This window comes from Ramlibacter aurantiacus, assembly GCF_016722895.1.
Taxonomy (GTDB): Bacteria; Pseudomonadota; Gammaproteobacteria; order Burkholderiales; family Burkholderiaceae_C; genus Ramlibacter; species Ramlibacter aurantiacus.
The window spans coordinates 1-20,718 of the sequence record NZ_JAEQNA010000004.1 but is presented as its reverse complement, the minus strand read 5'-3'; the positions used below and the strand labels follow the sequence as shown (position 1 = coordinate 20,718).

Genomic DNA, 20,718 nt, shown 5'->3' with positions numbered 1-20,718 from the left:
GAAGGAGACAAGCCATGCGACTGCCCTTGCGTCTGTTGTTCGTGTTCGCGCTGGCACTGGCCTGCCGCGCGGGCCTGGCCGCCTACCCCGACAAGCCGATCCGCATCATCGTCACCTCCGCGGCCGGTTCTCCGCTGGATGCGATGGCGCGCATGGTCGGCAAGCTGCTCGGTCCCGAGCTCAAGGTGCCCATCGTCATCGAGAACAAGGTGGGCGGCACCGGCGCGGTGGGCATGGCCCAGGCCATGCAGCTGCCGGCCGACGGCTACACCCTCGTGACGGCCACGGGATCGACCTCGTTCCTGATGGCCGAGGCGAAGTCGGCCTACTCGCCGGAAGACTTCCTGTTCTTTCGTGGCCTGCAGGCCGAGCCTTCGAGCATGGCCGTGCGCGCCGACAGCCCCTACAGGAGCATGAAGGAGCTGGTCGCCGCGCTGAAGGCGACACCGGAAAAGGTGTCCGTCGGCGGCTTCGCGGCGGCGGGCTTCCACCAATACGTGTACTACCGCCTGCAGCAGGAGGCTGGCGTTCAGGGAGTCTGGGTACCGTTCAACGGCGGCAACCAGGCCGTGCTCGCGCTCATGGGCGGGCACGTGCAGGCCGCGGGCATCACGCCCAGCTCGGCCCTGCCGCAGATCCAGCGCGGCGAGCTGCGGCTGCTGGGCATCAGCTCACCCCAGCGTGACCCCAACTTCCCCGACGTGCCCACCTACAAGGAACAGGGCTTCAACGTGGTCGAGGAGATCTGGCGGGGTTTGATGGTACGCAAGGGAACGCCGCCCGAAGCGCTGGCCACGCTCAATGCGGCGCTGGACCGCATCGAAGCCATGCCCGAGTGGAAGACCTTCATGGCGGATAACAAGCAGTCCTTCATGCGGCTGTCGAGTGCGCAGATGCAAAAGCACGTCGAAACCGAGGTGAAGTCACGCCGCGATTTCCTGCAGGCGCTGGGCAGTGGCGGGAAGTGAGGAGCGGGCGCCTCATCGCGTGGCGTTGCTGGCGCCCCTCTCGCCCCAGCTTCCAGAACTTTTGCGCGCGGCGGGCTACGAGGTCATCGAGCCTGGCCAGGCCGGCGCGGAGAGGGCCGAGGCCGCCGTGACGCGCGGCTCGCTGGCTTGCGGCGAGCTGCAGTTCGCGGCGATGCCGCGGCTGCGCCTGCTGTGCTGCTGGGGCGCCGGGCGCGACGCCATCGATCTGCACGCCGCGGCGCGCCACGGCGTGGCGGTGGCCCACGCGCCCGGGGCCAACGCATCCAGCGTGGCGGACCTGGCCATCGGTTTCTTGATCGCGCTGAGGCGGCAACTTCCGCTGGCCGACCGCCATGTGCGCAGCGGCCAGTGGCAGGATCCCACGCGGCGATTACCCGCCTCGCCCGGCCTGACCGGTGCCCGGCTCGGGCTGTTCGGCTTCGGCGAGGTGGGCCGGCGCGTGGCCCTGCGTGCGCAGGCGCTGGAGATGGAAGTCGGCGCCTGCAGCCGGCGCGCGCCGGCCATGGCGGGCGTGCAGCCCTTCCGGGATCTGTTGTCGCTGGCGCGCTGGGCCGAGGTGCTGGTGCTGGCGGCACCGGTCACGGCCGACACGCGGCACGCGGTCGACGAGGCGGTGATCCAGGCGCTCGGCCCCGACGGCATGCTGGTGAACGTGGCACGCGGCGCGCTGGTCGATGAAGCCGCGCTGTGCCGCGCGTTGTCCGGCGGCCGCCTGGCCGGTTTCGCCAGCGACGTGTTCGAGCATGAGCCGGCCGTACCGCAGGCCCTGCGCGACTTCCCGAACGCGCTGCTCAGTCCGCACATCGGCGGCGCGACGCGCGCGGCCGAGATCGCGCAGGAGCGCACGGTGCTGGCCAACCTGCAGGCCTTCTTCGAAACCGGGACGCCACGCCATCCGGTGCGCACTGCCTGAGGGACCGGCTCCCCGCGATCGATCCGCTCGTATGACGAGACCCTGCGCACCGAGCGGGAGCAGTGCGGCTGCCAGGTCCGGGGCGCAAAAGCACCACGGTGGCGGTAGGTGAATGACAGAAAGTAAAACGCCACCGCGAAGGGTGGCGTTGGTGTCTTTGGCGCGGCTGGCGGGGATCGAACCCACGACCCTTGGCTTCGGAGGCCAATACTCTATCCACTGAGCTACAGCCGCGCGGGAAGGGAAGCCGCGATTATCACCCAAGTCGTCCGGGGCCCCCTGGCGCTCCAGGAGGCCGAGGGGCCGACTCCTATAATCGAGGGTTTGTTTTCACCGCAAGAGCGCATTTGCCCGAGGACGCCATGAGCGACACAACGCAGGAAGAAGCCCACACCGGTCCGATCAAGACGCCCTCTCAATTGCTCTGGGCCGCCTTGCTCGCGTTCGTCGGGCCGGTGATCATCATCACGGGCTTGGTGTACTACGTGGTGTCCGATAGCAAGCCCTCTGGTGCCACCCAGGAAGTGCGCCACCTGCTCGGCGGCGTCGAATCCGAAGACCTGGAGCGCAAGGTGACCGAGCGCCTGCAGAAGGTGGGCACCGTGGAGATCCGCGACGCCAACCGGCCGCTGCAGTCCGGCGAGGCGGTGTTCAAGGCGCAGTGCGCGGCCTGCCACGTGGCGGGTGTCGCCGGAGCGCCCAAGCTGGGCAGCGAAGCCGACTGGACTGCTCGCATCCGCAGCGGTTTCGAGTCCCTGGTGAACGCGGCGCTCAAGGGCAAAGGCGCGATGCCGCCGCAGGGCGGAGGTGACTTCGAGGATGTGGAGATCGCCCGCGCAGTGGCGTATCTGGCCAACAGCGCCGGAGCCAAGTTCGAAGAGCCGGACCGCCCCGCGGCGACCGCCGATGCCGGCGCCGCGAACGGCCAGCCCGCCGCCGCGCCTGCAGCTGCCGCGGCTGCGCCGGCGGTCGCCCAAGCTCCTGCTGCCACCGCGGTGCCCGCACCAGGTGCCGCTGCGGTGGCGCCTTCGGCCCCGGCCGTCGCGGCCAGCGCAGCGGGTGGCGAGGCGCTGTACAAGCAGGCTTGCGCGGTGTGCCATGCCGCCGGCATTGCCGGTGCCCCGAAGCTGGGTGACAAGGCGGGTTGGGCGCCGCGCCTGCAGGCCGGTGTCGACGGGCTGACGCAGTCGGTGATCAAGGGCAAGGGCGCCATGCCACCCAAGGGCGGGGCCGCCACGGCCACCGACGCCCAGCTGCGTGCCGCCGTCGAATACATGATCGGCAGCGTCAAGTGAGGCCCTGATGCGCGGGGCTGGTTCAGTCCCCGCGCATCGCTTGCTGCGGGCTTCGCACGAAGCCGAAGCGCCGCGGCAGATCGGCCCAGGACATCTCCTGCGGCCGCCACTCTCCCGACTCGACCGCCTCGGCGGCCGCATCCATGTCCAGGCTGTGCACGAGGCCGAACCCGGCCTCGGTGTCCAAGTACAAACGCCCTTCTTCGTCGAGCACGCACAGCCGCGGCGATGGCGCGGCGATGCCAGTGTGCGCCTGCAGCGAGTGGCCGGCTCCGATCCGCCAGACCAGGGGCGTGTTCTCCAACTCCACGTAAACCCGCTGCGGCCCATTCTGGAAGTACCAGTGGCCCTGCGCATCGGGGGCGTAGTTGCGGTGGATGAAGTCGATCAGCTTCTCATGTCGCAGCGCCGAGCCCTTGTGCGCAGGGAAGGGGCCCGCGGCCTGCACCCGGTCGTCGCGCATGTACCAGGTGCCGCGCGCGTCCAGCCCGAGCCAGCCCCAGCAGTGTGGAACATTCGGCCACTTGGCCATGGCCTGGCGCACGATATCGTCCATCGCGGGATTATCCGACCGCCTGCCGGATGAAGGCGTCGTAGCCGGTCTTCATGATCAGCGCCGAGACCACCACGATGAACACGCCGCGCACGAAGCCCGCGCCGTGCCGCAGGGCCATGCGCGTTCCGAGCAGGCTCCCCAGGACATTCGCCGTGGCCAGCACCAGCGCGTAGTGCCACCACACGTGCCCCTTGATGGCGAACAAGGTGAGCGCGGCGAGATTGGTCGCCGTGTTGAGCAGCTTGGCCGCGGCCGAGGCATGCAGGAAGTCGTAGCCGAGCCAGCGCACGAACAGGAAAACGAAGAAGCTGCCGGTGCCCGGGCCGAAGAAGCCGTCGTAGAAACCCAGCAGCAGTCCGATGGTGCCGGCCACGATGCGTTCGGCGGATGCCGACAGGGCAGGTGCATGATGGCGGCCGAGATCCTTGCGCGCCAGGGTGTAGACCAGCACGGCCAGCAGCACCAGTGGCAGCAGGCGGCGCAGGAAGTCGCCGGAGACGACGGTCACTGCCCAGGCTCCGGCGAATCCGCCTGCGAGGCCCGCCACGGCCGCCGGCAACAGGGCGTGCCAGTTCATGTGCACGCGGCGGCTGAACTGCAGGGCCGCCATGCCCGTGCCCCAGACCGACGCGCTCTTGTTCAGTCCGAACAGCGTGGCGGGGGCCGTGGTGGGAAAGATGGCGAAAAGGGCCGGCACCAGGATCAGCCCGCCGCCGCCGACAATGGCATCGACAAAGCCAGCCAGCAAGGATGCGGAGCCCATGAGCAGCAGTTCCATGGGGCGCGATTCTGCGGTGCCGCGCGAAGCATTCGAGTGCGCGCGAAAACGGTGCACCAAAAACAAAGGCGCCCGTAGGCGCCTTTGTGGGGCGGCGGCACTCGGGTGCTCGCCTGTATTTGCTTTTTTTAGCTTGTCTCCTCAGGACCTCTCGCCGTTGCGCCGGGCTTCGGTCGCGAGATGGGTGGACTGTACCCAGCTTGGTGCAGCACAGCATCGGTGCTTTCCCGTTAGCTCAAATGAACTATGTCGAGGTGAAAGGTTAGCTCTGCCGTACGCGTCCTGGCGCCGCGAATCGCGACGGGCGCACCAGCCTTGGGGGGCGTGCCCAAAGCTGGCGCGCGCGAGGTGCGGCCTGCGTGGTCGCCTTTCCTACATGCACCGCCACACTCAGCCTTTACGATCCTTTGCAGCATGCCTGACTCCGTACCCCGACTCGAGCCACCCGCTGCACCGGGCGCGGCGGCGCGCGTGCTGGGCCAATGGACGGCCGCGCAATTTGCACAGCCCCGGCTGTTCCGGCGGTTGCAGGCCAGCCTGGTCGCCCTGCCGGCCAACGCCGGGTGGGACCTGCGCTCCGCCCAGCTCGATCATGTGGGTGCGCAGCTGCTGTGGGACCGCTGGGGGCGACGCTGGCCGGCCGACCTCGAGGCGCTTCCGTCCCAGCGGGCGGTGCTCGAACGCGTGGCCAGCCACACCACCGAGCGGCCTCCGGCGCAACGACCCACCCTGTGGCAGCGCTACCTGGCACTCGGGTCGCGCGTGCTGCGCATCGGGCATGAGCTGCGGCTGTTCGTGGCGCTGGTGGGTGCGCTGGCGCTCGATCTGCTGCGGCTGCTGCGGGCGCCCCAGCGAGGGCCGTGGCGCGACCTGTCCGGGCATCTGTACCGGATCGGCGCCATGGCGCTGCCCATCACGGCGCTGGTGGGCTTCCTGATCGGCGTGGTGTTGGCGTACCTCACGGCGCAGCAGTTGCGTGTGTTCGGTGCCGATGCCTTCATCGTGAACATCCTGGGCATCGGCCTGATCCGCGAACTCGGCCCCATGCTGGCGGCCATCCTGATCGCCGGCCGCTCCGGCTCGGCGATCACCGCGCAGATCGGCGTCATGCGCGTCACCGAGGAGCTCGACGCGATGCGGGTGATGGGCATCTCGCACAGCTTCCGCCTGGTGCTGCCGCGGGCGATGGCCCTGGCCCTGGCCATGCCACTGCTCAGCACCTGGACCACCTTGTGTTCGCTGGCCGGCGGCATGCTCGCTGCCGATGTGTCCTTGGGCATCACGCCCACGTACTTCATGCGCGCCTTGCCCGATGCCGTGGCCGTCGGCAACCTGGGCCTGGCGGTGGGCAAGTCGGTCGTCTTCGGGTTGCTTATCGCGCTGATCGGTTGCCATTTCGGACTTCGGGTGCAACCCGACACGCAGAGCCTGGGTGCCGGCACCACGGCCTCGGTGGTGACCTCGATCACGGTGGTCATCCTGGTCGATGCCTTGTTCGCGGTGTTGTTCCAGGACGTGGGCCTATGACCGGCGCCCCTCGCGAAGTCCCGCCGGTGGTCGACATCCGCGGCCTATGGACCGTGTTCGAAGGAGCCGGCCGACGAGCCGTGGTGCACAAGGACCTGGATCTGCAGGTGATGCCGGGCGAGTTGGTCTCGCTGGTGGGCGGCTCCGGCACGGGCAAGACCGTGCTGCTGCGCCAGGTGCTGGGGCTGGCCACGCCCACCCGCGGCACGATCGAGGTGCTCGGGCGACCGGTTGCGGAACTCGGGCGCGAAGGCGCCTCCAGCCGGGTCGGCATGTTGTTCCAGCATGGCGCGCTGTTCTCGGCCTTCAGCGTGCTGGAGAACATCGCCTTCCCACTGCGCGAGCTGCGCACCCTGCCGGACGCGCTGGTGCGCGAGGCCGCCATGGTCAAGCTGCAGATGGTGGGCCTGAAGCCGCAGGACGCTGACAAGATGCCGGCCGACCTGTCGGGCGGCATGGTCAAGCGCGCGGCCCTGGCCCGCGCGTTGGCCATGGACCCGCCCTTGCTGCTGCTGGACGAGCCCACGGCCGGCCTCGATCCCGACAGCTCGGATGCCTTCGTCGACCTGTTGCGGGCGCTGCATCGCGAGCTGCAACTTACCGTGATCATGGTCACGCACGACCTCGACACCTTGTTCGAGCTGTCCACGCGAATCGCCGTGCTGGCCGACCAGCAGGTGGTGGTCAGCGGCCCGCCGGCCGATGTGATCGGCTTCGATCACCCGTTCGTGCACGATTTTTTCCAGGGCGAGCGCGGCCGCCGGGCCATGGCCCTGCTGCGCGACCAGCCGCAGCCCACGCAGGAGGTTTGAGACATGGAAAACAAGGCGCATGCGCTCGCAGCGGGCATCTTCGTGGTGGTGGCGGCGGCGCTGCTGCTGCTGCTGGCGGCCTGGCTGACCCGCGACACGGCCCAGTACCGGACCTATGAAATTTCCACCCGCGAGTCGGTGACGGGTCTGCAGGAGCAGGCGCCGGTACGCCTGCGCGGGGTGGAAGTGGGCAAGGTGGAGCACATCGGCTTCGATCCGCGCCAGCCTGGCCATGTGCTGGTGCGCCTGGCGGTGGACCCCCGCGCGCCGGTCTCGCGCGAGACCTTCGCCACGCTCGGCTTCCAGGGCGTCACGGGCCTGGCCTACGTGCAGCTGGACGATTCCGGCCAGCCGGCGCCACCGTTGGCCGCCGAAGACGGCGTGCCTCGAATCCCGCTGCGGCCCGGGCTGGTGAGCCGGCTGCAGGACCGGGGCGAGGAAATCATGGCGCAGTTCGAGCAGCTGACCGGTCGCCTGAACCAGCTGCTGTCGCAGCCCAACCAGGACCGGGTGGCGGCCGCCCTCGAAGGCATCGAGCAAGCCGCCAACAGCGTGACCCGCTTCTCGCAGCAGACCAGCCGCATCCTGGATGCCCAGCTCGGTCCCGAACGGGTCAGCATCCCCGAGGCGGTGCGCAACATCAGCGGTGCCGCCGACTCATTGCGCCAGACGGCCGTCGAAGCGCGCAACGCGCTGCAGCCCCTGGGAGACATCACGCGCCAGCTCGGGGCGCCAGGCGGCCCGGTCGATCGGCTCGGCGAGGGTGCCTCCGCCCTGGCGGGCGCGGCCGAGACTTTCGGCTCGACCACGCTGCCGCGCATCAACCGCATGGCCGACGAGGCGACCCGCGCCGCGCGCGAACTGCAGGGCGTCGCCTCGTCCTTGCAGGAAAACCCGCAGAGCCTGCTGTTCGGTCCGGGCCGGGTCCCGGCAGGACCCGGGGAAAGCGGCTTCGTGCCGCCGGGGAGCGAGCGATGAGGGGCCGATGGATCTTCGTGCTGATGGCGATGCTTGTGGCCGGCTGCGCCGGATTGGGCGACCGCCCGGTCCGGCCGGCTCAATACGACCTCGGCCCCTTGCCGGCCGCCATCACCCCCGCGGCGTCCGGGCCGGTGCTGTTGGTGCCCGAACTGCGCTCGACCACCGCATTGGAAGGCGTGCAGATCCTGTACCGGCTGGCGTACGACAACCCCCATGAGACGCGGCCCTACACGGAGTCGCGGTGGATCGGCCCCATCACCGAGCTGGTGCGCGAACGCCTGGTGGCGCAGCTGGCCCTGGACCGCCCGGTGCTCGGGCCGGGACAGATCGGGACCGTGGCGCCCGGCACGGCGGCGGGAGCGCCGCAGGTGTTGCGGCTGGAGCTGCAGGAGTTCGTCCACCAGTTCGATGCGCCGGGGAAAAGCCTGGGTCGCTTGCGCTTGAAGGCCACGCTCATGCAGGCTGCTCCGGGGCTGGACCGGCTGATCGCCCAGCGCGTGTTCGAGGTCAGCCGGCCCGCCCCCACCCCCGACGCCCATGGCGCGGTGCGTGCGCTGTCGGCGGCCGTGGACGAGTTGGCCGGGCAGCTGCGTAGCTGGCTGCGGGATCCCACGGTGCGCTGATCGCGCGCAACACTCCCGTATTGGGAGAAACCCGCGACCGCTTGCTTTCCACCACAGCAAGCTCTTCAATTCACCCGTTCGTACTAATGAGGTGGATTGACCATGAGCAGTCACTGGGCCAGCGGGTACGTCGCCGACCTGACGTATTCGCACGGCTATTACCACGAGCTCGCGCCGCCGTTCATGCGCTTCTTCCTGCTCATGAGCGGCTACGGGAACCTGGGGCAGGGTGGGGCGTACGACTATTGCGAGCTGGGCTTCGGGCAGGGCGTGTCGTGCAACCTCCATGCCGCTGCCAATGCGCGCGGCCGCTTCTGCGGCACCGACTTCAACGCCGAGCATGCCTTGTTCGCGCAGGGACTGGCCGCCGATTCGGGCCTGCAGGCGGACTGGCGCGGCCTGTCTTTCGAGCAGATGCTCGAAGCCGACCTGCCGTCCTTCGATGTCATCGCCTTGCACGGCGTCTGGTCCTGGATCGACGCGCCGGCACGGCACGCGGTGGTGGAATTCATCCGTCGACGGCTGCGCCTCGGTGGCGTGGTCTACCTCAGCTGCAACGTGATGCCGGGCTGGTCCGCCGAAAAGCCGCTTCGCGACCTACTCTGGCTGCATGCCGAAACCGCCGGTGCGGCCGGCGGATCCACCCGCGGCAAGGTCAGCCAGGCGCTCGCGTTCGCCGATCGGCTGCGCAAAGGCAAGGCCGCCTTCTTCCAGAACGGATCGGCCGCCAGCCAGATGCTCGACGACATGCTGAGAGACGACGTGCATGTGCTGGCACATGAGTACTTCAACCGCTCCTGGCACCTGACGTATTTCGCCGAGTTGGCCCGGACCCTGGATGCGGCGGGCTTGAACTTCGCCTGTTCCGTGCACCGCAGCGACGTTACCGGCGAGGTGTTCCACCGCACCCGGGAACTCGACCTGGGCGAGCTGCCCGTGCCCCTGCGCCAGACCGCGAACGACTTCGTCCTGAACCGTCGGTTCCGCCGCGACCTGTTCGTGCGCGGCGGCCGTCGGCTGGCGCGTTCCGAGCGGCAGGAACGGATCGAGCAGGTGCAGTTGCTGCTGCAGGGACAGCCGGGCGGCATCACCCCGACCCTGCAAACGCCTTATGGCACGGTCACGCTCGACGCGGGCCTCACGCGACGTATCGCGGATGTCATGGAGGCCGCGCCAGGCCCGGTGCGCATTGGCGAGCTGATCGAGAAAGCCGACCTTGGTTCGATGCCGCGCGAGCTGGTGTTCGAGGTGTTGGCGGCCCTGGTGGCGCACGGCCAGCTCAGTGCCGTGTTCGACGACGACTTGGCGTGCCGGGACGCCAGCCGCGCCCAGGCGATGAACCGCGTCATCGCCGAACGGGCCCGGCACGACGATGATGTGCGCTACCTGGCCTCGCCCGTCACCGGGCTGGCCATCGAGGCCTCGCGCGACGAGCGCCTGTTCCTGCTGGCCTGGGAGCAAGGCGCGCGCACCACCGGCGAGTTGTGCCGGCTGGGGCTCGCCGCCCCGGCCGAGGGCGGGGCCGAAGGGCGGGCTCGCGCGGCACGGTTTCTTGAGACGGTGGTGCCGCGCTGGCGCCGCCTGGGCATCATCGAGGAGGTCGCATGATCCATCGCAGCCGCAGTGCAAACGGCAAACCCGAACTCTGGCTGGAGAACGATCACTGGTGGTTGTACGCCGTGCATCCAGAGTTCGCGGCGCTGTATGCGCGCTTCCACCAGCGCAATCGACAGCACCTGCACATGGCGATGACCCAGGTACCCGAACTGGAAACGACCGAACATTGGGTGGCGGAGTTGCCGGAACGCGCTTCCACCATGGAAGCGGGCCAGGCGGTGCACCTGGTGGGGTTCGCGAAGTCGGACGACAGCGGAGAAATTGGCTGCCTCAACAGCTATTGGTCGATCGAGCACGGCGACTTCCAGGCGTGCACGATCAGCTTCATGCTTGATGCCTCCCTGGAGGGGCGCGGGCTGATGCACGCGGCGGCCGCGGCGGCGGTGCGCGAGGTGATGAGCCGCTACCACCTGCACCGCGTCATGGCCACGCACCTGCCCGAGAACCTGCGCAGCGCCAAGCTGCTGCGGCGCCTGGGCTTTGTGGTCGAGGGCTATGCCCGCGACTTCGTCATCCTGAATGGCAAGTGGCGGGACAACGTGCTGCTCTCGCTCCTGAAGGAATAAAGGCGCTCGCCGGCGGGCCTTGAAGGCCCCGCCGAGCGGCCGCTTTTCTCGAGCCGGCGTCCACGCGGACGTCGATGGCCGATGGCCGTCGATCCCCGGCTGTGCCTGCCTGGTTCGCGGGGCGGATAAGCTTCGCCTCCGAATCGAACACACGCAGGAGACACCGTTGAGCTTTCGCATCGACTATTTCTTCGCGCCGGTGAGTCCCTGGACCTATCTCGGCCATGCTCGTTTTGCCGACCTGGCGCGCCAGGAAGGAGCGACGATCCGGCTGATGCCGATGGACCTGGGCCGAGTCTTCCCGGTGTCGGGCGGTTTGCCGCTGGCCAAGCGTGCGCCGCAGCGGCAGGCGTATCGGCTGCTTGAGCTCAAGCGCTTCGCCGATTACCTGGGAATGCCGCTGAACCCGCAGCCCAAGCACTTTCCCGTGCCGGCCGATGAGGCGGCGCGGCTCATCATCGCGTGCGACCAGCACGATGGCACCGCTGCCGCGATGCGCCTGACCGGCGCGCTGCTCGCCGCCACGTGGGTGCAGGAGCGCGACATTTCGGATCCGGCGGTGCTGTCGGCGGTGCTGCAGGAGAACGGACTTCCGACCGAGCGGCTTGACCAGTCACGCGAAGAATCCGTGATGCAGCGCTATGACGAAAACACGCGCGAGGCCATCGATACCGGGGTATTCGGCGCGCCGAGCTATGTGTTCGACGGCGAGATTTTCTGGGGCCAGGACCGGCTCGAGCTGCTGGCTCATCGGCTACGAAGCAACCGCAACCACAAGGAGAAAGCAAATGGGTGAATTCATCGACCTCAAGGCGGCCGACGGCCAATCCGTGCCGGCCTACGTGGCGCGGCCCGCGGGCGCGCCACGCGGCGCGGTGGTGGTGCTGCAGGAGATCTTCGGCGTCAACTCGCATATCCGCTCGGTGGCCGATGGCTACGCGGCCGAGGGCTACCTGGCCGTGGCGCCGTCGACCTTCCACCGGGTCAAGCCGGATGTGGAACTTGGCTACGCGGAGGGTGACATGAAGGCCGGGTTCGCGCTCAAGGGCGCTGTCGAGGCACTACCCGCACCCGGCGTGCTGCAGGACATCCAGGCCGCGATCGACCACGGGGCGCAGGCCGGCAAGGTCGGCATCGTCGGCTACTGCTGGGGCGGCCTCCTGAGCTGGCGTGCAGCCTGCATGCTGAAGGGCTTGTCTGCTGCGGCCGTGTACTACGGCGGCGGCGTCACGACGCCGGAAGAAACGGCCCGCCAGCCGCAGGTGCCTGTGATTGCGCACTTCGGGGACCAGGACCAGCACATCCCGCTCGACGGGGTGGAGGCGTTCAAGAAGGCGCATCCGAAAGTGGAGGTCCACATCTACCACGCCAACCACGGCTTCAACTGCGACCAGCGCGGCGCCTACGACGCCGAAGCCGCGCGACTCGCCCGCGAACGCACGCTGGCGTTCTTTGGCCGGCACGTCGCCTGAGCCGCCTGACGGCGGCCTGCGTCAGCGCAGGCGCTCGGCGGCCTCCAGCGCGAAGTAGGTCAGCACACCGTCGGCCCCGGCACGCTTGAACGCCAGCAGGCTTTCGAGCATGACCGCCTCTCGATCGAGCCAGCCGTTCTGCGCGGCCGCCTGCAGCATCGCGTACTCGCCCGACACCTGGTAGGCGAAGGTGGGTACGCGAAACTCGTCCTTCACTCGGCGAATGATGTCCAGGTAGGGCATGCCGGGCTTGACCATGACCATGTCCGCCCCTTCCGCGATGTCCATCGCGACTTCGCGCAGGGCCTCGTTGGAGTTGCCCGGGTCCATCTGGTAGACCTTCTTGTTGCCGCGGCCGAGGTTGCCGGCCGAACCGACGGCGTCACGGAAGGGTCCGTAGAACGCGCTGGCGTACTTGGCGCTGTACGCCATGATCCGCGTGTGAATGTGCCCCGCCTCTTCCAGGCTGCGGCGGATCGCGCCGATACGCCCGTCCATCATGTCGCTGGGCGCAACGATGTCCACGCCCGCCTCGGCCTGCACCAAGGCCTGCCGCGTGAGCACGGCCACGGTCTCGTCGTTCACGATATAGCCGGTGTCGTCCAGCAGCCCGTCCTGTCCATGCGTGGTGAATGGGTCCAGCGCCACGTCCGTCATGACCCCCAACTCGGGAAAGCGCGTCTTCAGCGCCCGCACCACACGCGGCACCAGCCCGTCCGGGTTGAAGGCTTCGCTGCCGTCGGAGGTTTTCCGCGAGGGGTCGATGACCGGGAACAAGGCCATCACCGGAATCCCGAGCCGGATGCAGCGCTCGGCGACCGGCAGCAGGGTGTCGAGCGTGAGGCGTTCCACGCCCGGCATGGACGCGACGGGGTCGCGCCGCCCCTGCCCTTCCTGCACGAACACCGGATAGATCAGGTCGTGGGCACCGAGGCGGTGTTCGCGCACGAGGTCGCGGGTGAATTCGTCGCGGCGTAAACGGCGCGGCCGGCCTTGAGGGTAGGGAGCATGCAGGGTCATGCCGAAAATTGTGCCGCAGCGTCCGCAAGCCATCCTTCGACGAATCGTTTACGGCTAAAGAATTCTTTTTTACAGATTGGCGACGAATTTAACCCGCGAGCTTGAAACCACCCCGACCGTTTGCTAAATTGCTGTCGGGCGGCTTGCCGCCCCCCGCTTTTCCTCCCTGAGCGGGTGCCTTATGTGTGACAGCAGAAAGGCTTCCCACCCCGGCTCGATAGCCGGGGTTTTTTTTGGGTGCTGCAACCGCTTCTCGCATGCTCTGGGTCAAGGCCTTCCATATCGTTTTCATCGCCAGCTGGTTCGCCGGCTTGTTCTACCTGCCGCGCATTTTCGTGAACCTGGCCATGGTCGAGCCTGGCTCGATCGCGGAGCGTGAGCGCCTGTTGCTGATGGCTCGCAAGCTCATGCGCTTCACCACCCTGCTGGCCATTCCTGCCCTCGGACTGGGGCTGTGGCTGTGGCTGGGGTACGGCGTCGGACGCGGACCGGGCAACGGCTGGCTGCACGCCAAACTCGCCGTCGCAGTGCTCACGCTGGGTTATCACCATGCCTGTGGCGTGCTGCTGCGGGGCTTCCTGGCCGGGGGCAACACGCGCAGCCACGTCTGGTATCGGTGGTTCAACGAGGCGCCGGTGCTGCTCCTGACCGCCGCCGTCATCTTCGCCGTCGTCAAGCCTTTCTGACGTGGGCGATCACAAGACCTCGGCCTGGCCTCTGGCCCAGGCGTACGTGCTCCTGATCGTTTATGCCAGCCTGTATCCGTTCGAAGGTTGGCGGGACCAGGGGATCTCAGCCTGGGCTTTCATGCGCAGCCCGTGGCCGCGCTGGTGGACCGGGTTCGACGTGGCGGCCAATGTGGCAGGGTATGCCCCGCTCGGTTTCCTGCTGGCCTTGACGTGGCTGCGGGGCTTTGCCGTGCCGGCGGTCCACCCGGCACGGGCGCTGCTGCTGGCGACAGCCGCCGGTTCTGCCCTGTCCCTGGCCATGGAGGCGCTGCAGACCTACCTGCCAGCCCGCGTTCCCTCGAATGTGGACTGGGGCTTGAACGCAGCGGGCACGCTGGGCGGCGCGGCACTGGCGGTCGGGCTGGAGCGGTTCGGCGCCATCGACCACTGGTCGCGGTTTCGAGCGCGCTGGTTCGTGGCCAATTCGCGGGGGGCGCTGGCGCTGCTGGCCCTGTGGCCATTCGCCCTCTTGTTTCCGGCCGCCGTCCCGTTCGGGCTGGGGCAGGTGCTGGAGCGGCTGGAGAACGGGTTGGCCGGCTGGCTGCTGGACACCCCCTTCCTGGAGTGGCTGCCGGTCCGCGAGATGGAACTGCAGCCGCTGGTGCCGGCGGCCGAACTCCTTTGCGTTGCTCTCGGCGCGTTGGTGCCCTGCCTGCTGGCGTACTCGGTCATGCCCTCGGTGGGTCGGCGGGCTGCCATGGCCGCGGCGGCCGTCACCGCCGGCGTGTGCGTCACGGCCCTGTCGGCCGCGTTGAGCTGGGGCCCGCTGCACGCCTGGGCCTGGATCAGCGATCCGGTGCGCGTGGGACTCCTGTTGGGGTTGCTGCTGGCGCTGCTGTTGCTCCCGATGCCACGGCGCGGCTGCGCGGCCCTGCTGCTGGTGGCGCTCGTGGTGCACCTGAGCATCTTGAACCAGGCACCGGCGAGCGCCTACTTCGCCGACACCCTGAGCACCTGGGAGCAGGGGCGCTTCATCCGCTTCAACGGACTGGCCCAATGGCTGGGGTGGCTCTGGCCGTTCGCCGTGCTGGCGTATGTGCTGCGACGGCTGTCGCGGCCCGAAGGCGACGCGAACATGAGCGCACGGGACGAAGGGCCGGCTCGTGCGGCAGCCACGGATGGCACACCCCCTGCCCGATAATCGCCGGCTCCCTGCGAGCACGCCGATGTATTACAAGCACCACATCTTCTTCTGTCTCAACCAGCGCAGCAACGGTGAGAACTGCTGCGCGCAGCACGATGCCCAGCAGGCGTTCGACCACTGCAAGGCGCAGGTGAAGGCCAAGGGGCTCGCCGGCCCCGGGCAGGTACGCGTGAACAAGGCCGGATGCCTCGACCGGTGCGCGGGCGGACCGGTCGCGGTGGTGTACCCCGAAGGGGTCTGGTACAGCTATGTCGACCGGCAGGATATCGACGAGATCGTCGAGTCGCACTTGCGCGATGGCAAGGTGGTCGAGCGCCTGCTCACGCCGCCGCACCTGGGGCGCTGATCGTGAACCCGCGTACCCAGCGCCTGTCGGTGGCCGGACCGGGCGGGGCGATCGAGGTGGTGCGAGACGACCCCCTGGACGGGGTCGCCCGTCGGGGAGTCGCCGTCATCGCCCACCCGCACCCGCTGTATGGCGGCACGCTGGACAACAAGGTCGTGCAGACGCTGGCGCGGGCGTTCGTCCAGGCCGGCTGGAGCAGCATCCGGTTCAATTTCCGAGGCGTCGGCGGGACGGCCGGCGAACACGACCAGGGCCGGGGAGAGGCGCTGGACATGGAGGCCGTCATCGAGGCCGTCGCCCCCGACGGGCCATTGGCACTCGCGGGGTTCTCCTTCGGCGCATTCGTCACCAGCCACGTGGTCGCCAAGCTCTGGCCCGACCGGTCGGTGGAACGCCTGGTGTTGGTGGGCACAGCGGCTTCGCGCTTCACGGTGGCGACGCTGCCCCCGGAACTGCACGAGCGCACGCTGGTGATCCACGGCGAAATGGACGAGACGGTGCCGCTGTCGTCGGTGCTCGATTGGGCCAGGCCACAGACACTACCCGTTACGGTCGTTCCGGCGGTCGAGCACTTCTTTCACGGACAATTGCCGCTCTTGAAGAGCTTGGTGCTCCGGCACCTTCGTTGAATCCTCCCCCCCCTGACGCATGAACCGACTAACCCGGGCGCTGGTCGCGCCACTGCTCGCTTTCTTCTGCCTGTTCGCGCACGCCCAGGCGCCGCAGCCGCCCGAGGTGGCGGCCCGCAGTTACCTGGTGCTCGATATCACGGCCAACCAGATCCTCGCGGGGCGGGAGATCGACACGCCGGTCGAGCCGGCTTCGCTCACCAAGCTGATGACGGCGTACATCGTCTTCGACGCCCTCAAGGCCAAGAAGATCGACCTGCAGCAGAAGTTGCCGGTCAGTCAGCGCGCCTGGAAAATGCCGGGCTCGCGCATGTTCATCGATCCGAAGATGCAGGTGCCGGTGGAGGATCTCATCAAGGGCATGATCGTGCAGTCGGGCAACGACGCGACCGTGGCCTTGGCAGAGGGCGTGGCCGGTACCGTGGAGCGGTTCGTCGAACTGATGAACGACCAGGCCAAGGCGCTGGGGATGCGCTCGACCAGCTACCGCAACCCGGAGGGCCTGACCAGCCCGGGCCACACCACCACCGCGCGGGACCTGGGCATCCTGGCTTCGCGGCTGATGCAGGACTTCCCCGACTACGTCGGCTACTACAGCATCAAGAAGTACCGCTATGAAGGCACCCCGGCCGCCAACGACACGAACCGCAACACGCTGTTGTTTCGCGATCCCACCGTGGACGGCCTCAAGACCGGGCATACGGACGCCGCGGGCTACTGCCTGATCGCCACCGCCAAGCGCGAGTTTCCAAACCTCGGTCAGCGGCGCCTGCTGTCGGTTGTCCTGGGTGCCACCAGCGAAAACGCCCGTGCCAACGAATCACAAAAGCTGCTGAACTGGGGCTATACGGCCTTCGAGGCGGTGAAGCTGTTCGACGCCAACCAGGCGGTCGTGACGCCGGACATCTGGAAAGGCACGCAGCGTACGGTCAAACTGGGCCGGACGCAGCCGATTGTCGTGGCAGTGCCGGCCGGCACGGCCGGCAAGCTCAAGACCGAGGTCGTGCGGCCTGAACCCCTGGTGGCGCCGTTGACCAAGGGTCAGACGGTGGGCACGCTCAAGGTGCTGTCGGCTGACCAGCCGCTGCTGGAGCTGCCCTTGCTCGCGCTCGAGCCGGTTGCCGAAGCCGGGGTGCTGGGCCGTGCCTGGGACGCCTTGCGCCTCTGGATCAAGTAGCCTGGACCCGCTGCCTGGGGAAGCCCTGCACTTTGGTGGCCCAGGCTGACGCGGGCTATACTGGCGGGCTTTTCCCGCAATTGGGGCGGGGAATCTGCGCGTGGCCGCGGCAAAGCGGCCCATCTTTTTTCCGTTTCACGAACGTTTAGGGACGTTTTCCTTCATGCCAACCATCAACCAACTCGTGCGTCAGGGCCGGGAGGTCGAGAAGACCAAATCCAAGAGCCCCGCGATGCAGAACTCCCCGCAGCGCCGCGGCGTATGCACCCGGGTGTACACCACGACCCCGAAGAAGCCGAACTCGGCGCTTCGCAAGGTCGCCAAGGTACGCTTGACCAACGGCTTCGAGGTCATCTCCTACATCGGCGGTGAAGGCCACAACCTGCAGGAGCACTCGGTGGTGCTGGTGCGCGGCGGCCGGGTCAAGGACCTACCCGGTGTGCGCTACCACATCGTCCGTGGCTCGCTCGACCTGCAAGGGGTCAAGGACCGCAAGCAGTCCCGCTCGAAGTACGGTGCCAAGCGGCCGAAGAAGGCCTGATCGTTTTCGGTTTCCCATCGGTGCCGCATCAGCCTTGGCAGGCCGATCCGGCGAAGTGACCCTTCAGCAGGCGCCGCCTGCGGGTCGAGTAAGTGAGAGTCCGATTGGCTCTCGAGGTCGCGCAGTCGCGCGTACCAACTGAAGCAATTGAAGAGGTAAGAAATGCCACGTCGTCGCGAAGTCCCTAAACGTGAAATCCTGCCGGATCCCAAGTTCGGCAATGTCGAGCTCGCCAAATTCATGAACGTCATCATGCAAGGCGGCAAGAAGGCGGTGGCCGAGCGCATCGTCTACGGCGCGCTCGAGCAGATCGAGAAGAAGAACCCGGGCAAAGACCCGGTGGAAGCCTTCACCATCGCCATCAATAACGTCAAGCCCATGGTCGAGGTCAAGTCTCGCCGCGTGGGTGGTGCCAACTACCAGGTGCCCGTCGAGGTCCGTCCGGTGCGGCGCCTGGCGTTGTCGATGCGCTGGATCAAGGAAGCCGCCAAAAAGCGCGGCGAGAAGTCGATGGCCATGCGGCTGGCCAACGAACTCATGGAGGCCACCGAAGGCCGTGGCGGTGCCATGAAGAAGCGCGACGAAGTGCACCGCATGGCCGAGGCCAACAAGGCCTTCAGCCACTTCCGCTTCTAAGCACCTCCTCCCTCCCTGGAAAGCGGGCCCGCCACGAGCGGGCCCGAATCCGTTAACGAAAGAGACCCATCATGGCTCGCAAGACGCCCATCGAGCGCTATCGGAACATCGGCATCTCGGCGCACATCGACGCCGGCAAGACCACCACCACCGAGCGCATCCTGTTCTACACCGGCGTGAACCACAAGCTCGGCGAAGTGCACGACGGCGCTGCCACGACCGACTGGATGGAGCAGGAGCAGGAGCGCGGCATCACCATCACGTCCGCCGCCGTGACCTGCTTCTGGAAGGGCATGGACCTGTCCTATCCGGAGCACCGCTTCAACATCATCGACACCCCCGGCCACGTGGACTTCACCATCGAGGTGGAGCGCTCCATGCGCGTGCTGGACGGTGCCTGCATGGTCTACTGTGCGGTCGGCGGCGTGCAGCCGCAGTCCGAGACCGTCTGGCGCCAGGCCAACAAGTACAAGGTGCCGCGACTGGCGTTCGTCAACAAGATGGACCGCACCGGCGCCAACTTCTTCAAGGTGTACGAGCAGATGAAGCTGCGCCTGAAGGCCAATCCCGTGCCGGTGGTGATCCCCATCGGGGCCGAGGAGAACTTCAAGGGCGTGGTGGACCTGCTCAAGATGAAGGCCATCATCTGGGACGAAGCTTCGCAGGGCATGAAGTTCGACTACGCCGAAGTTCCGGCCGAACTCGCCGACACCGCGCAGGAATGGCGCGAAAAGATGGTCGAGGCCGCGGCCGAAGCCAGCGAAGAGCTGATGAACAAGTACCTCGAGGAGGGTGACCTCTCCGAGGAAGAGATCATGCTCGGCCTGCGCACTCGCACCATCGCCACGGAAATCCAGCCGATGCTGTGCGGCACCGCCTTCAAGAACAAGGGCGTGCAGCGCATGCTCGACGCGGTGATCGATTTCCTGCCTTCGCCGGTGGACATCCCCCCGGTGGCGGGCACCGACGAGAACGAGCAGGAAACCAGCCGCAAGGCCGATGATGGCGAGAAGTTCTCGGCCCTCGCGTTCAAGCTGATGACCGACCCGTTCGTCGGCCAGTTGACCTTCGTGCGCGTTTATTCCGGCGTGCTGACCAAGGGCGACACGGTCTACAACTCGGTCAAGGGCAGGAAGGAGCGCATCGGCCGAATCGTGCAGATGATGGCCAACACCCGCCAGGAGATCGAGGAGATCCGGGCGGGCGACATCGCCGCGTGCGTGGGCCTGAAGGATGTCACCACCGGCGAGACGCTGTGCGATCCCGACTCCATCGTGACGCTCGAGCGCATGGTCTTCCCCGAGCCGGTCATCCGCCAGGCCGTGGAGCCGAAGTCCAAGGCCGACCAGGAGAAGATGGGTATCGCCCTCAGCCGCCTGGCTTCGGAGGATCCGTCCTTCCGCGTGAACACCGATGAGGAATCCGGCCAGACCATCATCGCCGGCATGGGCGAGCTGCACCTGGAGATCATCGTCGACCGCATGAAGCGCGAGTTCGGCGTCGAGGCCAACGTCGGCAAGCCCCAGGTGGCCTACCGCGAGACCGTGCGCAAGTCGGTCAGCGACGTCGAGGGCAAGTTCGTCCGCCAGTCGGGTGGCAAGGGCCAGTATGGCCATGTCGTCTTCTCGCTGGAGCCGCAGGAGGCTGGCAAGGGCTTCGAGTTCGTCGACGCCATCAAGGGCGGCGTCGTCCCGCGCGAGTACATCCCGGCAGTGCAGAAGGGCGTCGAAGAAGCGCTGAACACCGGCGTGCTGGCCGGCTATCCCGTCGTGGATGTGAAGGTCACCCTGACCTTCGGCTCCTACCACGACGTGGACTCGTCCGAGCAGGCGTTCAAGATGGCTGCCATCTTCGGCTTCAAAGAGGCCGCTCGCAAGGCCAGTCCGGTCATCCTCGAGCCGATGATGGCCGTGGAAGTCGAGACGCCCGAGGACTACGCCGGCAACGTGATGGGCGACCTCTCGTCTCGCCGCGGCATGGTCCAAGGCATGGACGACCTGCCGGGTGGCGGCAAGGCCATCAAGGCGGAAGTGCCGCTGTCGGAGATGTTCGGCTACTCGACCACGCTGCGTTCGATGTCGCAGGGTCGTGCCACTTACACGATGGAGTTCAAGCACTACGCCGAGGCGCCGCGAAACGTCGCCGAGGCGATCGTGGCAGCTCGGGCCAAATAACAGGTCCGCCCCCGAGGCGGCGCTTGCCGCCGCCCCCTCTGGCGGCGCAGCCAGCGGCCCGGCTAAGCCGGCCCCGCGGCCGCCGCTGGTCATTCACTGGTCTTTGGCGCCGCATTGCGGTGAGCCCGCTGCCCGTGGCGAGGCGTTTGCCGGAGACGTTAAACAGACACGGGCATTGCTCTTTGGAGATGAAG

22 protein-coding genes and 1 tRNA gene are annotated in these 20,718 nt (G+C 67.7%); 19 read left to right on the top strand and 4 right to left on the bottom strand.

The window, feature by feature from the left end:
• Positions 1-14: 14 nt before the first annotated feature.
• Both JI739_RS12010 and JI739_RS12005 read left to right on the top strand, forming a co-directional pair.
• Positions 15-968, top strand: coding sequence for a Bug family tripartite tricarboxylate transporter substrate binding protein (locus JI739_RS12010; RefSeq protein WP_201684156.1), 954 nt, complete (start codon positions 15-17; stop codon positions 966-968).
• Between the two features lie 19 nt (positions 969-987).
• Complete coding sequence (locus JI739_RS12005; protein WP_354003717.1) at positions 988-1,902, top strand: NAD(P)-dependent oxidoreductase; 915 nt, start codon at positions 988-990, stop codon at positions 1,900-1,902.
• 158 nt (positions 1,903-2,060) lie between these two features.
• Here the strand turns inward: JI739_RS12005 and JI739_RS12000 are convergent.
• Positions 2,061-2,136: transfer RNA gene (locus JI739_RS12000), tRNA-Arg, on the bottom strand.
• A 128-nt stretch (positions 2,137-2,264) separates the two neighbouring features.
• Between JI739_RS12000 and JI739_RS11995 the strand changes: the two genes are divergently transcribed.
• Entirely contained in the window at positions 2,265-3,197 is a 933-nt protein-coding gene (locus JI739_RS11995) for a c-type cytochrome (RefSeq protein ID WP_201684154.1), read from the top strand.
• A gap of 22 nt (positions 3,198-3,219) precedes the next feature.
• Here JI739_RS11995 and JI739_RS11990 read toward each other — a convergent pair whose 3' ends face one another.
• Together JI739_RS11990 and JI739_RS11985 are read right to left on the bottom strand one after the other, a co-directional pair.
• Positions 3,220-3,753 carry a DUF2946 family protein gene (locus JI739_RS11990; RefSeq protein ID WP_201684153.1) on the bottom strand — a complete coding sequence of 178 codons (534 nt, stop codon included), beginning with the start codon at positions 3,751-3,753 and terminating at the stop codon, positions 3,220-3,222.
• 7 nt (positions 3,754-3,760) lie between these two features.
• Entirely contained in the window at positions 3,761-4,531 is a 771-nt protein-coding gene (locus JI739_RS11985; protein WP_201684152.1) for a sulfite exporter TauE/SafE family protein, read from the bottom strand.
• A 414-nt stretch (positions 4,532-4,945) separates the two neighbouring features.
• On the opposite strand from JI739_RS11985, the gene JI739_RS11980 reads away from it, so the two are divergent.
• The 8 genes from JI739_RS11980 to JI739_RS11945 all read left to right on the top strand — a co-directional run bounded on the left by JI739_RS11980 (position 4,946) and on the right by JI739_RS11945 (position 12,129).
• Positions 4,946-6,058, top strand: coding sequence for an MlaE family ABC transporter permease (locus JI739_RS11980; RefSeq protein ID WP_201684151.1), 1,113 nt, complete (start codon positions 4,946-4,948; stop codon positions 6,056-6,058).
• The gene (locus tag JI739_RS11975) at positions 6,055-6,870 is read left to right on the top strand and encodes an ABC transporter ATP-binding protein (RefSeq protein ID WP_201684150.1); all 816 of its coding nucleotides are present in this window, start codon (positions 6,055-6,057) and stop codon (positions 6,868-6,870) included. The genes JI739_RS11980 and JI739_RS11975 overlap by 4 nt, the downstream gene beginning before the upstream one ends.
• 3 nt (positions 6,871-6,873) lie before the next feature.
• Entirely contained in the window at positions 6,874-7,848 is a 975-nt protein-coding gene (locus JI739_RS11970; protein WP_201684149.1) for an MlaD family protein, read from the top strand.
• The gene (locus JI739_RS11965; RefSeq protein WP_201684148.1) at positions 7,845-8,474 is read left to right on the top strand and encodes an ABC-type transport auxiliary lipoprotein family protein; all 630 of its coding nucleotides are present in this window, start codon (positions 7,845-7,847) and stop codon (positions 8,472-8,474) included. The genes JI739_RS11970 and JI739_RS11965 overlap by 4 nt, the downstream gene beginning before the upstream one ends.
• A gap of 102 nt (positions 8,475-8,576) precedes the next feature.
• Positions 8,577-10,082 (top strand): class I SAM-dependent methyltransferase, encoded by a 1,506-nt coding sequence (locus JI739_RS11960; RefSeq protein ID WP_201684147.1) that lies wholly within the window; start codon positions 8,577-8,579, stop codon positions 10,080-10,082.
• Complete coding sequence (locus JI739_RS11955) at positions 10,079-10,657, top strand: GNAT family N-acetyltransferase (protein ID WP_201684146.1); 579 nt, start codon at positions 10,079-10,081, stop codon at positions 10,655-10,657. Before JI739_RS11960 ends, JI739_RS11955 begins: the two co-directional genes overlap by 4 nt.
• Before the next feature lie 166 nt (positions 10,658-10,823).
• Positions 10,824-11,453 (top strand): 2-hydroxychromene-2-carboxylate isomerase, encoded by a 630-nt coding sequence (locus JI739_RS11950; protein WP_201684145.1) that lies wholly within the window; start codon positions 10,824-10,826, stop codon positions 11,451-11,453.
• Positions 11,446-12,129 carry a dienelactone hydrolase family protein gene (locus JI739_RS11945; protein WP_201684144.1) on the top strand — a complete coding sequence of 228 codons (684 nt, stop codon included), beginning with the start codon at positions 11,446-11,448 and terminating at the stop codon, positions 12,127-12,129. The genes JI739_RS11950 and JI739_RS11945 overlap by 8 nt, the downstream gene beginning before the upstream one ends.
• Before the next feature lie 21 nt (positions 12,130-12,150).
• On the opposite strand, the gene hemB is transcribed toward JI739_RS11945, so the two are convergent.
• Positions 12,151-13,149 carry a porphobilinogen synthase gene (gene hemB, locus JI739_RS11940; RefSeq protein WP_201684143.1) on the bottom strand — a complete coding sequence of 333 codons (999 nt, stop codon included), beginning with the start codon at positions 13,147-13,149 and terminating at the stop codon, positions 12,151-12,153.
• A gap of 257 nt (positions 13,150-13,406) precedes the next feature.
• On the opposite strand from hemB, the gene JI739_RS11935 reads away from it, so the two are divergent.
• The 8 genes from JI739_RS11935 to fusA all read left to right on the top strand — a co-directional run bounded on the left by JI739_RS11935 (position 13,407) and on the right by fusA (position 20,524).
• The gene (locus JI739_RS11935; RefSeq protein ID WP_201684142.1) at positions 13,407-13,835 is read left to right on the top strand and encodes a CopD family protein; all 429 of its coding nucleotides are present in this window, start codon (positions 13,407-13,409) and stop codon (positions 13,833-13,835) included.
• A gap of 1 nt (position 13,836) precedes the next feature.
• Positions 13,837-15,018 (top strand): VanZ family protein, encoded by a 1,182-nt coding sequence (locus JI739_RS11930; RefSeq protein ID WP_201684141.1) that lies wholly within the window; start codon positions 13,837-13,839, stop codon positions 15,016-15,018.
• A 25-nt stretch (positions 15,019-15,043) separates the two neighbouring features.
• A complete protein-coding gene (locus tag JI739_RS11925) occupies positions 15,044-15,367 on the top strand; it encodes a (2Fe-2S) ferredoxin domain-containing protein (protein WP_236589521.1) in 324 nt (107 codons plus the stop codon).
• Between the two features lie 2 nt (positions 15,368-15,369).
• Entirely contained in the window at positions 15,370-15,996 is a 627-nt protein-coding gene (locus tag JI739_RS11920) for an alpha/beta hydrolase (protein ID WP_201684139.1), read from the top strand.
• Positions 15,997-16,015: 19 nt separating this feature from the next.
• On the top strand, positions 16,016-17,173 hold the full coding sequence (locus JI739_RS11915; protein WP_201684138.1) for a D-alanyl-D-alanine carboxypeptidase family protein: 1,158 nt from the start codon (positions 16,016-16,018) through the stop codon (positions 17,171-17,173).
• A 163-nt stretch (positions 17,174-17,336) separates the two neighbouring features.
• Complete coding sequence (rpsL, locus tag JI739_RS11910) at positions 17,337-17,714, top strand: 30S ribosomal protein S12 (RefSeq protein WP_017759704.1); 378 nt, start codon at positions 17,337-17,339, stop codon at positions 17,712-17,714.
• Between the two features lie 162 nt (positions 17,715-17,876).
• Positions 17,877-18,350: a 30S ribosomal protein S7 gene (gene rpsG, locus JI739_RS11905; RefSeq protein ID WP_201684137.1), complete on the top strand. Its 474-nt coding sequence runs from the start codon at positions 17,877-17,879 to the stop codon at positions 18,348-18,350.
• Between the two features lie 71 nt (positions 18,351-18,421).
• Positions 18,422-20,524, top strand: a complete 2,103-nt coding sequence (gene fusA / locus JI739_RS11900; RefSeq protein ID WP_201684136.1) for an elongation factor G — start codon at positions 18,422-18,424, stop codon at positions 20,522-20,524.
• The last annotated feature ends 194 nt before the right edge of the window (positions 20,525-20,718 follow it).

Bases quoted from the DNA above. Each gene is read 5' to 3' on its own strand.
- JI739_RS11915 (WP_201684138.1), top strand. From the start codon at position 16,016: ATGAACCGACTAACCCGGGCGCTGGTCGCGCCACTGCTCGCTTTCTTC.
- JI739_RS11970 (WP_201684149.1), top strand. From the start codon at position 6,874: ATGGAAAACAAGGCGCATGCGCTCGCAGCGGGCATCTTCGTGGTGGTG.
- JI739_RS11945 (WP_201684144.1), top strand. From the start codon at position 11,446: ATGGGTGAATTCATCGACCTCAAGGCGGCCGACGGCCAATCCGTGCCG.
- JI739_RS11960 (WP_201684147.1), top strand. From the start codon at position 8,577: ATGAGCAGTCACTGGGCCAGCGGGTACGTCGCCGACCTGACGTATTCG.
- JI739_RS11935 (WP_201684142.1), top strand. From the start codon at position 13,407: ATGCTCTGGGTCAAGGCCTTCCATATCGTTTTCATCGCCAGCTGGTTC.
- JI739_RS11995 (WP_201684154.1), top strand. From the start codon at position 2,265: ATGAGCGACACAACGCAGGAAGAAGCCCACACCGGTCCGATCAAGACG.
- fusA (WP_201684136.1), top strand. From the start codon at position 18,422: ATGGCTCGCAAGACGCCCATCGAGCGCTATCGGAACATCGGCATCTCG.
- JI739_RS11975 (WP_201684150.1), top strand. From the start codon at position 6,055: ATGACCGGCGCCCCTCGCGAAGTCCCGCCGGTGGTCGACATCCGCGGC.
- hemB (WP_201684143.1), bottom strand. From the start codon at position 13,149: ATGACCCTGCATGCTCCCTACCCTCAAGGCCGGCCGCGCCGTTTACGC.
- JI739_RS11980 (WP_201684151.1), top strand. From the start codon at position 4,946: ATGCCTGACTCCGTACCCCGACTCGAGCCACCCGCTGCACCGGGCGCG.
- JI739_RS11955 (WP_201684146.1), top strand. From the start codon at position 10,079: ATGATCCATCGCAGCCGCAGTGCAAACGGCAAACCCGAACTCTGGCTG.
- JI739_RS12010 (WP_201684156.1), top strand. From the start codon at position 15: ATGCGACTGCCCTTGCGTCTGTTGTTCGTGTTCGCGCTGGCACTGGCC.
- JI739_RS11985 (WP_201684152.1), bottom strand. From the start codon at position 4,531: ATGGAACTGCTGCTCATGGGCTCCGCATCCTTGCTGGCTGGCTTTGTC.
- rpsG (WP_201684137.1), top strand. From the start codon at position 17,877: ATGCCACGTCGTCGCGAAGTCCCTAAACGTGAAATCCTGCCGGATCCC.
- JI739_RS11965 (WP_201684148.1), top strand. From the start codon at position 7,845: ATGAGGGGCCGATGGATCTTCGTGCTGATGGCGATGCTTGTGGCCGGC.
- JI739_RS11925 (WP_236589521.1), top strand. From the start codon at position 15,044: ATGTATTACAAGCACCACATCTTCTTCTGTCTCAACCAGCGCAGCAAC.
- rpsL (WP_017759704.1), top strand. From the start codon at position 17,337: ATGCCAACCATCAACCAACTCGTGCGTCAGGGCCGGGAGGTCGAGAAG.
- JI739_RS11990 (WP_201684153.1), bottom strand. From the start codon at position 3,753: ATGGACGATATCGTGCGCCAGGCCATGGCCAAGTGGCCGAATGTTCCA.